Origin of the sequence: Stenotrophomonas sp. GD03794, from assembly GCF_029842145.1 — a bacterium.
GTDB classification, from domain to species: Bacteria; Pseudomonadota; Gammaproteobacteria; order Xanthomonadales; family Xanthomonadaceae; genus Stenotrophomonas; species Stenotrophomonas riyadhensis.
In genome coordinates, this window is the sequence record NZ_JAOCFV010000036.1 from 1 (window position 1) to 12,408 (window position 12,408).

Annotated in this window: 11 protein-coding genes; 4 read left to right on the plus strand and 7 right to left on the minus strand. The window is 66.9% G+C overall.

The features are described from left to right. Positions 1 to 276: 276 nt before the first annotated feature. Entirely contained in the window at positions 277 to 1,254 is a 978-nt protein-coding gene (locus N5D91_RS16885; RefSeq protein WP_110712988.1) for a 2-oxoglutarate and iron-dependent oxygenase domain-containing protein, read from the minus strand. A gap of 153 nt (positions 1,255 to 1,407) precedes the next feature. Here N5D91_RS16885 and N5D91_RS16890 point away from each other — a divergent pair, with 153 nt between their 5' ends. The 4 genes from N5D91_RS16890 (at position 1,408) to galE (ending at position 6,400) form a co-directional block, all read left to right on the plus strand. Next, a complete protein-coding gene (locus N5D91_RS16890; protein ID WP_180853737.1) occupies positions 1,408 to 3,288 on the plus strand; it encodes a DUF3413 domain-containing protein in 1,881 nt (626 codons plus the stop codon). An 18-nt stretch (positions 3,289 to 3,306) separates the two neighbouring features. Then, positions 3,307 to 4,452, plus strand: coding sequence for a glycosyltransferase family 4 protein (locus N5D91_RS16895; protein ID WP_110712990.1), 1,146 nt, complete (start codon positions 3,307 to 3,309; stop codon positions 4,450 to 4,452). Beyond that, positions 4,445 to 5,302 carry a polysaccharide deacetylase family protein gene (locus tag N5D91_RS16900; RefSeq protein ID WP_014037956.1) on the plus strand — a complete coding sequence of 286 codons (858 nt, stop codon included), beginning with the start codon at positions 4,445 to 4,447 and terminating at the stop codon, positions 5,300 to 5,302. The genes N5D91_RS16895 and N5D91_RS16900 overlap by 8 nt, the downstream gene beginning before the upstream one ends. 75 nt (positions 5,303 to 5,377) lie before the next feature. After that, on the plus strand, positions 5,378 to 6,400 hold the full coding sequence (galE, locus tag N5D91_RS16905; RefSeq protein ID WP_180846264.1) for a UDP-glucose 4-epimerase GalE: 1,023 nt from the start codon (positions 5,378 to 5,380) through the stop codon (positions 6,398 to 6,400). 48 nt (positions 6,401 to 6,448) lie between these two features. Here galE and N5D91_RS16910 read toward each other — a convergent pair whose 3' ends face one another. The 6 genes from N5D91_RS16910 to trpB form a co-directional block, all read right to left on the minus strand. Beyond that, positions 6,449 to 6,931 (minus strand): RcnB family protein, encoded by a 483-nt coding sequence (locus N5D91_RS16910; protein ID WP_180853738.1) that lies wholly within the window; start codon positions 6,929 to 6,931, stop codon positions 6,449 to 6,451. Between the two features lie 256 nt (positions 6,932 to 7,187). After that, positions 7,188 to 8,549: a phosphoglucosamine mutase gene (glmM, locus tag N5D91_RS16915; protein WP_110712993.1), complete on the minus strand. Its 1,362-nt coding sequence runs from the start codon at positions 8,547 to 8,549 to the stop codon at positions 7,188 to 7,190. Beyond that, complete coding sequence (gene accD, locus N5D91_RS16920; RefSeq protein ID WP_110712994.1) at positions 8,549 to 9,424, minus strand: acetyl-CoA carboxylase, carboxyltransferase subunit beta; 876 nt, start codon at positions 9,422 to 9,424, stop codon at positions 8,549 to 8,551. The genes glmM and accD overlap by 1 nt, the downstream gene beginning before the upstream one ends. 218 nt (positions 9,425 to 9,642) lie before the next feature. After that, on the minus strand, positions 9,643 to 10,452 hold the full coding sequence (gene trpA / locus N5D91_RS16925) for a tryptophan synthase subunit alpha (RefSeq protein ID WP_110712995.1): 810 nt from the start codon (positions 10,450 to 10,452) through the stop codon (positions 9,643 to 9,645). 1 nt (position 10,453) lies between these two features. Continuing rightward, positions 10,454 to 11,134, minus strand: a complete 681-nt coding sequence (locus tag N5D91_RS16930; protein WP_164161529.1) for a hypothetical protein — start codon at positions 11,132 to 11,134, stop codon at positions 10,454 to 10,456. Continuing rightward, positions 11,131 to 12,348: a tryptophan synthase subunit beta gene (trpB, locus tag N5D91_RS16935; RefSeq protein WP_180853739.1), complete on the minus strand. Its 1,218-nt coding sequence runs from the start codon at positions 12,346 to 12,348 to the stop codon at positions 11,131 to 11,133. Before trpB ends, N5D91_RS16930 begins: the two co-directional genes overlap by 4 nt. Positions 12,349 to 12,408: the final 60 nt, after the last annotated feature.

A 12,408-nucleotide genomic window follows, 5' to 3' on the forward strand; every position in this document is an offset into this window, starting at 1 on the left:
TGTCGACCAAGGTCGACACCTACCGGGAATCGCGATTTACCCACCGTCACCAGGAAACTGTCGGGGGTGGGGCGGTGTGGGTTGGCAGGACCGTTGGCGCCATGGATGGCGCCATCGAGCCCCCAGGGACGGGTTCACGGCGTGTCCTGCCAGCCCACACCGCCCCGCCAAACCAGCAGAAACCCAGAGCCGCTTTGGCTTTGGCTTTGGCCTCTGCAGGTGCAGGGCGGCAGCCCTGCAAAGAAAAAGGCCGCCTTTCGGCGGCCTTCTCACTCATTACTTCAGCTTGATCTCGCGCAGGCGTTCCTCGAGGAAGCCGTGGGCGGTGATCGCCTCCGGGTACCGGCTCGGGTTCTCCGGGGTGATGCAGGACGGCAGCACGTCGATCAGGTAGTCGGGGTTCGGATGCAGGAAGAACGGCACCGAGTAGCGCGGCTGGCGCGCCAGGTCACCCGGGGGATTGACCACGCGATGGATCGTCGACGGATACACGTGGTTGGTCAGGCGCTGCAGCATGTCGCCGATGTTGACCACGATGGTGTCCGCGTCCGAAGTGAACGGCACCCATTCGCCCTCGTGCGACTGCACTTCCAGGCCAGCGGCACTGGCACCGACCAGCAGGGTGATGAAATTGATGTCGCCATGGGCGCCGGCGCGCACGTTCGGGATGTCGTCGGTGGTGATCGGCGGGTAGTGGATCGGGCGCAGGATCGAGTTGCCGAAGTTGGTCTTGTCGGCGAAGAAGTCTTCCGGCAGGCCGATGTGCAGGGCCAGCGCAGACAGCACGCGCGACCCCAGGTTGTCCAGCGCCTGGTACAGGCCGTAACCGCGCTCACGGAAGCCCTCGACCTCGGTCGGCCACAGATTCGGCGCCATCACGTCACGGTACTTCGAGTCATCGGCGATTTCACGGCCGATGTGCCAGAACTCCTTCAGGTCGAAATGCTTGGAGCCCTTGGCGGTCTCCACGCCGAACGGGGTGTAGCCACGGGCGCCGCCGCTGCCGGCCACGTGGTACTTGCGCTTGACCTCTTCCGGCAGGGCGAAGAAGGCCTTGAAGGCATCGTAGGCCGCATCGATGTCGGCCTGCGGGATGCCGTGGTTGCGGATGCCCGCGAATCCCCATTGGCGGTAGGCCGCGCCCAGCTCGGCCACGAAGGCCTCGCGGTCGCTGTCAAAACGGGTGATGTCGAGGGTGGGGATCTGGCTCACAGCGGTTCCTGGCTTGTCGTTGGGTCTGGAGGGCCAGCGCATTCATGGCCCGCCTGAACATTGTGACAGATCGCCCGGCGAACGCGACTCGATACAAGGAAACAAACCGATACAATGCGCGACCCGCGCGCATTTAACGAATCCATTACGTTGCCGGCGCGCCGCCCTCCCGCGCCGCCTCAACCCGCCAGCACCATGCCCACAGCCCCTGCCCCCGCTGCCACCTCCTACGCAGGCCCCGCCCGCCGCTGGCGCCGGCTCGCATGGTGGTCCCTGTTCGTCATGGGCAATGCATTGCTGGCGATGATGATCACCCTCGGCAACGTGCCGCTGCGCGACAACCCGGGCGGCAGCCTGGGGCTGGCCTATCTGGCGATCGCCCTGCCCGGCCACCTGCTTGCCTTCGGCGCGCTGGCCGGCGTGCTGCCGCTGCTGCTGGGCCTGTGGCCACGCAGTGCGCGCCCGCTGAGCATCAGCGCCGTGCTGCTGCAGGGCCTGTGGCTATGCCTGTTGCTGGTTGATGCGAAGGTTTTCACTCTGTATCGGTTCCACCTCAATGCCATGGTGGTGAACATGGTGTTCGGCGGCGCGCTGCAGGACCAGGTGGCGCTGTCGTGGAAGACCTGGGCGCAGGTCGGCCTGCTGATCGCAGCGATCTTCACTGCCGAAGGCATCCTCGCCTGGGCCTGCTGGAAGCTGCTGCCTGCCGCGCCGCGCCGGCGGCGGGTACTCCAGGCCTGGATGGCGGTCGTGCTGCTGATGGCCGGCGGCCAGGTCGCCACCGCCTACTACGATGCGCGCGGCGACCGCGACGTGATCGCCCAGTGGAACTACCTGCCCTGGGTGCAGCCGATCACTGCCAAGAGCTTCATGCGCAGGCTGGGCGTGGTCAGCGAGCAGCAGGTCGGCCTGCCCGATCCACGCCATGCGCAGCTGTTGTACCCGCTGCAGCCACTGCGCTGCCAGAATCCCCACCGGCCGAATGTGCTGATGGTGGTGCTGGAATCACTGCGCCACGACGCCCTCACCCCGCAGATCATGCCGAACACCTCGGCACTGGCGCAGGACGCGCGCGTGTACGACCGCCACTTCAGCACCGGCAATGCCACCCGCTACGGATTGTTCGGCCTGCTCTACGGCCTTCCGGGCGGCTACTGGCAGAGCATGCTCGACGAGCAGCGCGGCTCGCAGTTGTTCAAGGTGCTGGGCCAGCAGGGTTACGACCTGCATCTGTACGGCAGTGCGCCGATGTACAGCCCAGAGTTCGACCGCACTGTGTTCGCGGATGTCCGCGACCAGCTGCACCAGGGGCCTTCCGAGCTGGGTTCGGAAGGACGCGACCGCAGCATCGTGGACGCGCTGCGGAAGGACATCCGGACCAGCCAGGCCGCGCACACGCCGTGGTTCGGGTTCGTCTTCCTCGATTCCACCCACGCGCCCTACCACATGCCTCCCGGCTACCCGCCGCTGGCGACCCCGATGGCGAGGGAAATCGACGTCATGAAGTTCGGCCCGGACCACGACCCGACCCCCGAACTGAACAAGTATCGGACGGCCGTGCACTACGCCGACAGTCTGGTCGGCACGCTGCTGGACGATCTTCGCGCGCAGGGCCTGGACCAGGACACGATCGTGCTGGTCACCGGCGACCATGCCGAGGAATTCAACGACCTCAAACTGAATTACTGGGGCCACAACGGCAACTTCTCCGACTACCAGCTGCAGGTACCGTTCGTGCTGCACTGGCCCGGAAAGGGCAATGCACATGAAACGCGCATCAGCTCGCACGAGGACTGGGTGCCGACCCTGATGCGCCACGCATTGGGCTGCGAGAACACGCTCACCGATTTCAGTACTGGCCAGGACCTGCTGGCCGAACCTGCGGGCGAGCGCGCGCTGGTGGTGGAAAGCTGGTCGCAACGGGCCGTCCGCCATGGCAACGCCATCTACGTGTTCGACAAGTTCGGCAACGCGACCTCGCTGGACCTGCACTACCGCCCACTGCCGCAGCAGGCCCCGGATGCCGCTGCCGTCCGTACCGCATGGGAAGCGTTGACCCGCTTCCGCAACCGCTGACCACAGAGGATGGTTTCCATGAAACGCGCACTGCGCATCCTGCACACCGAAGCCGCCAGGGGCATGGGGGGCCAGGAGATCTACATCTTCCGCCACATGCAGGTGATGCGTGCGCGTGGCCATGAGGTGTCGCTGCTGTGCCAGCCCGATGCACGCCTGGCCCAGCTGGCTCGCGATGATGGCTTCACCGTACATACCCTGCGCATGGGAGGCCTGGCACGGCTGCTGCGCGGCATCTGGTCGGTATCGCGCCTGGTGCGCCGCGAGCGCTATGACGTGGTCAATACCACCAGCCGCCGTGACGCGCTGATCGCTGCCGCCGGCGCGCGCCTGGGCGGTACACCGCTGGTGGTGCGCTCGCGCCACCTGATGAGCCCGGTCAACTCGCTGCTCACCTATACCCGCTTGCCGCACCGCATCATCACCGTCAGCGACTTCGTCAAGCAGCTGCTGGTCGATCGTGGCATCGCTGCGGAGCGCATCGGCATCGTGCCCCCCATGGCGACACCACCACGCTGGAACGCCTCCGGGCAGGCCGATGCGTGGACCCGCCTGCAGGACACCCGCGCCCAGGTGCGTGCCGAACTCGGTTTCGCCGAGCGCGACATCGTGGTCGGCTGCGTGGCCGTGCTGCGCGAGCCCAAGGGCCATGCCGAACTGCTGCATGCCATTGCGCCGTTGTGCAAGGCCAACCCCGACCTGCATCTGGCCGTGGTCGGCGACGGCGAGCCGGTGATGGGCCGCCTGCAGGCCCTGCGCGGCGAACTCGGGCTGGAGCGCCAGGTGCATCTGCTCGGCTTCCGCAGCGACGCCCACCGGCTGATGGCCGGTTTCGACATCTTCGCCCTGGCCACCCACAAGGAGGCTTCGGGCACGGTCTTCCTCGAAGCCGCGCAGGCGGCGCTGCCGATCGTCTCGCACCGCGTTGGTGGCGTACCTGAAATGCTGGTGGAAGGCAGCAATGCCATCCTCACCCGGCTGGGCGATGACGCCGCCCTCACCGGCGCGTTGCGCCTGCTGGTGGACGATCCGGAACGCCGGCGGCAGATGGGCCGTGCCGGTTGGGACTGGATCCGCAGCACTGCGCGGTTCAGCGCGGCCGGCCATGGCGAGGCCACCGAAAATTACTACCTCCAATGGTTGAAGGAGCTGGGTCATGGCTAATGCCAGAACCGTACCGGTGCTGATGCACCACCATGTCAGCAACTCTCCGGGCATGATCACCGTCTCCCCTGAGAACTTCGAGAGCCAGATCGCCTGGCTCGCACGTACCGGCTGGACATCGCTGACGCTGGACCAGTACGCCGACTTCCTTGCCGGCAAGCCGGTACCGCGCAAGTCGATCGTGATCACGTTCGATGACGGCTACCTGGACAACTGGGTCTACGCCCATCCGATCCTGCAGAAGTACGGCATGCATGCGGTGGTGTTCGTGGTCACCGGCTGGATGCACGAAGGACCGGTACGCCCGCACGCCGGCATCGAAGGCGCGGAGCTGCCGGTTACGCCGGAACACCGTGCCTGCGAAGACCTGATCTACAAGCAGGGCCGCAGCGACGAAGTGATGATGCGCTGGAGCGAAGCGCGCGCGGCGATCGAAGCGGGCACGTTCGAGGTCCACTGCCACACCCACAGCCACACCCGCTGGCTGAAGCGTGACGACCTGGATCGTGCACAGCGCCGCGAAGGCATCAGCGGTGACCTGGCGATGGCCAGGCAGACGCTGCTGGAGAAGCTCGGCGAAGTCTCCGACACGCTGTGCTGGCCCTATGGCGACTTCGACGATGACTACATCGAAGTGGCGCGCGAACAGGGTTTCCGCTACCTGCATACCACCCATCCGTTCGGCCGCAACGTGGTCGGTGGAGATCCGGAGCGCATCTACCGCTTCGCGATCCGCAACCGCCCGGCCAGCTGGCTTCGCAAACGCATCGCCTGGAGCTACAACCCGCTGATCGCACCGATCTTCAACGGCTTCAAGGCCCGGCAGAAGAAGATGGTGCCGGGCCCGTAAACGGCGCGAATGCACCGGTCCCGGCGATCGGGCAGCACCCGATTCTTGAATGGATTCGAAGGAACAGTGAAGGCAATGAACGTACTGGTGACCGGCGGCGCTGGCTATATCGGCTCGCATGCATGCGTCGAGCTGCAGCAGCAGGGGCACGATGTCGTCATCGTGGACTCGCTGTGCAACAGCGACGCCGGTGTCGTCGAGCGCATCGGGCGGATCACCGGCACGGCGCCGGTGTTCGTGCAGGCTGACATCCGTGATCGACCGCGCATGACCGCCCTGATGCAGCAGCATGCGATCGATGCCGTGCTGCACTTCGCGGCGCTCAAATCCGTGGGCGAATCGCAGAAGGTGCCCCTGCAGTACTTCGACAGCAACATCAGCGGCACGATCGCCCTGCTCGGCGCGATGCAGGATGCCGGGGTGACGCTGCTGGTCTTCAGCTCCTCCGCCACCGTGTACGGCAACCAGGAGCACTGCCCGGTGGCCGAGTCCGCTTCAACCTGTGCGATGACGCCCTATGGCCGTACCAAGCTGGTAGTGGAACAGCTGCTTGCAGACCTGATCGCCACGGGCCAGGACCTGCATGTGGCGACGCTGCGCTACTTCAATCCCGTCGGCGCGCATGGCACGGCATTGATCGGCGAGCTGCCGCAGGGGACACCGAGCAACCTGATGCCCTACATCGCGCAGGTTGCCGCCGGACTGCTGCCGGAAGTCCAGGTCTTCGGTGATGACTATCCGACCCATGACGGCACCGGCGTACGCGACTACATCCATGTGCAGGATGTAGCCAATGCCCATGTGCTGGCCCTGCAGTTCCTGCGCGATCAACGGCGCAGCATCACGCTCAACCTCGGCACCGGCCAGGGCCACAGCGTGCTGGAGCTGATCCAGGCGTTCGAGCAGGTCACCGGGACACGGATTCCGTTCCGCATCGTCCCGCGACGCAATGGCGACATCGCGGTCAGCTTCGCCGACGCCTCGCTGGCGCTGCGCGAGCTGGGCTGGAAGGCCCGGCACACGCTGGCCGACATGTGTCGCGACACCTGGAAGTGGCAGCGGGAAATGCCGACCCAAGCGCCACCGTCACGCCCGTGAGCGATACACCGCACCTGCCTGCGCCATGACGCAGGCTGGTTCCATCGGTCAGAAGAATCGCCCGTAGACGACCTGCACGATCTCGCCGTTGCCCGTGTTTATCAGCAGTGCATCGGGCCCATAGCGCACCCATTCAAAGCCCATCGGCGGCATGTCCAGGCCGAACAGCCAGAAATCGTTGAGGATATAGTCGCCGACCCAGTAGGGGCGCGGCAGGATCTGTCCGTAGTGCCAACGCTGGTAGGCGTAGCCGACCGGCGGATGATAGGGGCCGATGCGGAAGGCATGGTCGGCACGGAAATTGTGCCGGTAGTCTTCGCGGAACGCTGGGCGCGCATTACCCAGTTCGCGCGGGCGCTCCATCCGCGGGTAGCCCCACGGCGCCCGCAGGGGCTCGTCGCGTGGCGCGGACATGTGCGGCCCTCCTTCGGGCCGGCGTTCTGCGCTGGCAATGGAGACACCGCCCAGCAGCGGCAGCACCAGCAGCGCACCTGCCAGCAGGCGGCGGCTGTAGCGCAGTGAGGTGTTCATGGTCATGGTCCTTGCAACGAAGGAAGAAGGATGGAGCGTGGTCCGCTCCGACCGGGTCCCCACCTGCGCATGGCGTGCGTCGATGCAGGGATCCTGATGCCGGGGATACGCCGCGCATCGTTCAAAGCGCGTCACAAAGCGCACAGCAGCAGCTGAACGTGATCGCAGGTCGCGATCGGTTCAGCCAGTGGTGCTGGAAAGCGACATGGCCGCAGAAGCGGCCATGTCGGGGTGCCAGGTTGTACCGTCGCCAGCCTCAGGCCGCGGCGTCGCGCACCGCAGCGGACAGGCGGTCCAGCGTGTCCTGCATCAGCGCTGCGTCATCGGCCTCGACCGTAACCCGCACCACAGGCTCGGTACCGGACGGGCGCAGGAACGCACGACCACGACCCGCCACCGATTGCTGCGCGACGGCCAGCGCGGCCTGCACGCTGTCGGCCTGCACCGTGGCCTTGGCCGAGACATTGCCCAGCCGCACGTTGACCGTCTTCTGCGGCACCCGCATCAGCCCCTTGAGTGCCTGGCGCAGGGTCTGCCCGCTGTTGCGCAGCGCCACCAGTACCTGCAGCGCGCTGACGATGCCGTCACCGGTGGTGGCCCGGTCCAGGCACAGCAGGTGGCCGGAGGCTTCGCCGCCGAGCACGCCGCCGCCTTCGATCAGCGCCTGGTGCACGTAGCGATCGCCGACATTGCTGCGCACGAACGGAATCTGCAGGTCGGCAAATGCCTTCTCCACACCGTAGTTGCTCATCAGCGTGCCGACCACCGGGCCGCGCAAGCGGCCTTCGTCCTTCCAGGCGCGAGCCAGTATGTACAGCAGGTCATCGCCGTCGACCGGATTGCCCTGGTCATCGGCCATCAGCACACGGTCGCCATCACCATCGAAGGCGATGCCGAGATCGGCACGGGTTTCGCGGACCTTGGCCGCCAGGTTGTCGATATGGGTGGAACCCACGCCGGCGTTGATGTTGACGCCGTTGGGCTCGGCACCAATGCCGATCACCTCGGCGCCCAGTTCGCGGAACAGCAGTGGTGCGATCTGGTAGGTGGCGCCGTGCGCGCAGTCCAGCACCAGGCGCACGCCACGCAGATCAAATGCGCGCGGCACGCTGGCCTTGCAGAACTCGATGTAGCGGCCGACCGCTTCGCGCGCACGCGACGCCTTGCCCAGCTTTTCCGATTCGGCAGTGGTGAACGGAACGTCGAGCGCCGCTTCCAGGGCCAACTCGGTGGCATCGTCGAGCTTCTCGCCCTGGGCGGAAAAGAACTTGATGCCGTTGTCGTAATGCGGATTGTGCGAAGCGCTGATGACGATGCCGGCATCCACGCCCAGTGTGCGGGTCAGGAACGCCACCGCCGGGGTCGGCATCGGCCCCAGCAGCTGTACGTCGGCGCCGGCGGCGACCAGGCCGGCTTCCAGTGCCGCTTCGAACATGTAGCCGGAAATGCGGGTGTCCTTGCCGATCACCACGATCGGCCGGCGCCCGTCCTGGCCGCGCTGGGCGACCAGGACACGGCCCAGGGCATTGCCCAGGCGCAGCACGAAGTCGGCCGAGATCACGCCCTGGCCGACCCGCCCACGGATGCCATCAGTACCGAAGTACTTGCGGCCTCCCATCAAGCCACCTCCGGCGCCGGCTGACGGCCCAGCATTGCCAGCAGATCGGACAGGCGGTCGCGCATTTCACGGCGGTCGCAGATCTGGTCGATGGCACCGTGCTCCAGCAGGAATTCCGAGCGCTGGAAGCCTTCCGGCAGCTTCTCGCGGACGGTCTGCTCGATCACGCGCGGGCCGGCGAAGCCGATCAGCGCCTGCGGCTCGGCGATGTTGATGTCGCCCAGCATTGCGAACGAGGCCGACACGCCACCGGTGGTCGGATGGGTCAGCACCGAGATGTACGGCAGGCCGGCTTCACGCAGCTTGCCCAGCGCGGCCGAGGTCTTGGCCATCTGCATCAGCGAGAACAGGCCTTCCTGCATGCGTGCGCCACCGCTCTGCGAGAAGCACACGTAGGGCGCACCGATCTCGACTGCGGTTTCGGCAGCGAGCGAGAAGCGCTCCCCCACCACCGAGCCCATCGACCCGCCCATGAAGGCGAAGTCGAACGACGAGGCGACCAGCGCGCGGCCCTTGAGCAGGCCACGCATGGCGATCAGCGCGTCATACTCGCCGGTGTTCTTCTGCGCGATCTTGATGCGCTCGCTGTACTTCTTCTGGTCCTTGAACTTGAGCAGGTCGGTCGGGCCCAGCCGCGCACCGATTTCGGTGGTGCTGTCGGCGTCGAACAGGGCGGCCAGGCGTGCGCGCGCGCGGATCGCCATGTGATGGCCGCACTTCGGGCAGACTTCCAGGTTCTCTTCCAGTTCCGGACGGTACAACGCGCTGCCGCAGTTGCTGCACTTTTCCCACAGGCCCTCGGGGACACTGCGCTTCTTGCTGGGGGTGTTGTCGGTGCGGATGCCGGACGGCATCAACTTGCTGAGCCAACTCATGCGGGAGGACACTTCCGTTCAGGGCGGCCCAGGGGCCGCAAAGGCGGACAGTCTAGCTCCGCTTTCCCCGCCCGTGCACCCCCTTGCCGGCCACGGGGCAGCTGGAAAAAACCATGCTGGGACGTACGTTTAGGTGCGGGGAAGTGCCAGCCGCTGGCCGGCAACCCTTGTCGCACACGCGGCCCAGGCGTGTGCCGGCCAGCGGCCGGCACTCCCCCTCAGGCATCCAGCGCCTGCCGCAGCGGGGCGAGGAAGGCCCGGGCGCGCTGCGCGGCCTCTTCCGCCGAGCCCGCTTCGGCCAACGCCGCCACCAGCGCGCTGCCCACCACCACGCCGTCGGCCTGGCGGGCCATGGCCGCAGCACTGTCGGCATCCTTGATGCCGAAGCCCGCCACCACCGGCACCGACGCGCGCACGCGCAATGCCTGCAGGCGGGCACTGGCGGCATCGCTGTCCAGGCGCTCGGACGCGCCGGTGACACCGGCAAAGCTGACGTAATAGAGATAGCCACGGGCCAGCGTCAGCAGCTTGTCGGCACGCGCCTCGCTGGTGGTCGGCGACGCCAGCAGGACCAGCGCCAGGCCGGCTGCGTCGAACGCCTGCAGGGCCTCGCCCGCTTCTTCCGGCGGCAGGTCGACCAGCAGCACACCGTCCACGCCGGCGTCCACGGCGGCCTTGGCGAAGGCCGCGTAGCCGTGGATCTCCACCGGGTTCAGGTAGCCCATCAGCACCACCGGGGTCTGCGCATCGCGCTCGCGGAACTGCGCCACGGCCTGCAGCACATAGCGGCTGCCGGCCCCCCGCGCCAGCGCGCGCTCGGAGCTGCGCTGGATGGTCGGGCCATCGGCCATCGGGTCGGAGAACGGCACGCCCAGTTCGATCACGTCGGCGCCGGCGTCCACCAGTGCGTGCATGACCGGCACGGTCGCTTCCAGCGACGGATCACCCGCCGTGACGAAGGGAATCAGCGCCTTGCGCTGCTGCTCGCGCAGGCGCTGGAAACAGGCATCGAGTCGGGATACAGGCATCTCAGGCACATCCTTCAATCAGTTCAATCGCATCGCTGGTCCCCCAGTACATCCGGGTGACCTTCCCTTCAAACAGTTCCAGGCGGATGCCCAGGTCCGAACCCGGGTCCTGCCAGGTGAGGTACTCGCCCTGGTCACCGTCGTAGGCATGGGGGCTGGACACCGGCGGCTTCGGGAACTGGGCCACGGCCTGGGCACGGGTCATGCCGATGCGCAGGCCGAACGGTCCCGGCTGTTCAACCGGCAGCTCCGGCTCGTCGCCCGGCTTCAGATCAAAACGGACCACGCGATCGTCGTCGGTCATCATCGACACGCCCGGCGGCAGCCCCTTGCCGTCGTAGTACTCGCAGTCGCCTTCGAAGAATTCCTTCGCGCCCTGCGCCTTCCAGGGCCCCAGGGCGTTCAGGTCACTCATGTGCTGGCCGACCAGCACCTCGCCGGCATGGTCCAGTGCAACCGAGGCGACGGCGGGTGCGTTGTCGCCATTACTGGCTTCCACAGACGGCGGATCGTCGATCGGCGTGCGCGCCATCGGGTCGAGGGCATCATTGGCGGCTAGCTGCTGCGCCGGCTGCGTGGTGGCCTTGGCGGCCGGCGCCAGCACCGGTGGCTCCGGCGGCTGGCACGCGGCCAACCCAAGCGCCAGCAGCAGCACCCCGCTGTTCCGCAGCCGCGCGCTCACAGCACCAGCCCTTCGCGCGCAGCGATGGTGTGCACGTCCTTGTCGCCACGGCCGGACAGATTGCACAGCACGATCTGGTCACGCGGTCGCTCACGCGCCAGCTTGATCGCCTGTGCCAGCGCATGGCTGGATTCCAGTGCCGGCAGGATGCCCTCGGTATGCGCCAGCAGGTGGAAGGCCTGCAGCGCTTCCTCGTCGGTGATGCCGAGGTAGCGTGCGCGGCCGGTATCGGCCAGGAACGCGTGCTCCGGGCCGACACCCGGATAGTCCAGGCCGGCTGATACCGAGTGGGTCTCGATGATCTGGCCGTCGTCGTCGCACAGCACATAGGTGCGGTTGCCATGCAGCACGCCCGGCCGACCCGCCGCGATCGATGCAGCGTGGCGCCCGGTGCTGATGCCATCACCGGCGGCTTCGGCACCGACGATCTCGACCTGGCGATCGTTGAGGAAGGCATGGAACAGGCCGATGGCATTGCTGCCGCCGCCGACGCAGGCAGTAATCGCATCGGGCAGGCGACCGTACTCGGCCAGCATCTGCTCGCGCGCCTCGCGGCCGACGATGGCGTTGAAGTCGCGCACCATGCGCGGATAGGGATCCGGACCGGCGACCGTACCGATGATGTAGAAGGTGTCCTGCACGTTGGTCACCCAGTCGCGCATCGCTTCGTTGAGCGCGTCCTTCAGGGTGGCCGAGCCGGAGGTGACCGGCACCACCGTCGCGCCCAGCAGCTTCATGCGGTAGACGTTGATCTTCTGCCGCTCGATGTCGGTGGCGCCCATGTACACCACGCATTCCAGGCCCAGCCGCGCGGCAACGGTGGCACTGGCCACGCCGTGCTGGCCGGCACCGGTCTCGGCGATGATGCGCTTCTTGCCCATCCGCGCGGCCAGCAGCGCCTGGCCGATGGTGTTGTTGATCTTGTGCGCGCCGGTGTGGTTCAGGTCCTCGCGCTTGAGCAGGATCTGCGCACCGCCGACATGATCGCTCAGGCGCTGGGCGTGATAGATCGGGCTCGGCCGGCCCACGTAGTGAGCCAGGTCACGGTCGTAGGCGGCCTGGAATGCCGGGTCCTGACGGGCCTGGTCATAGGCCTGGGCCAGTTCCTGCAGCGGGCCGACCAGGGTTTCGGCAACGAAGCTGCCGCCGTAGCGACCGAAGTGGCCCCGGGGATCCGGGAAGGCGTGGTAGTCGGCAATGGGGGAGGCAGACATGGATACGACCGGTGGTTCAGACAGGTGGATACTCTAGCGCACGGGTCGTGACCGGAAAAT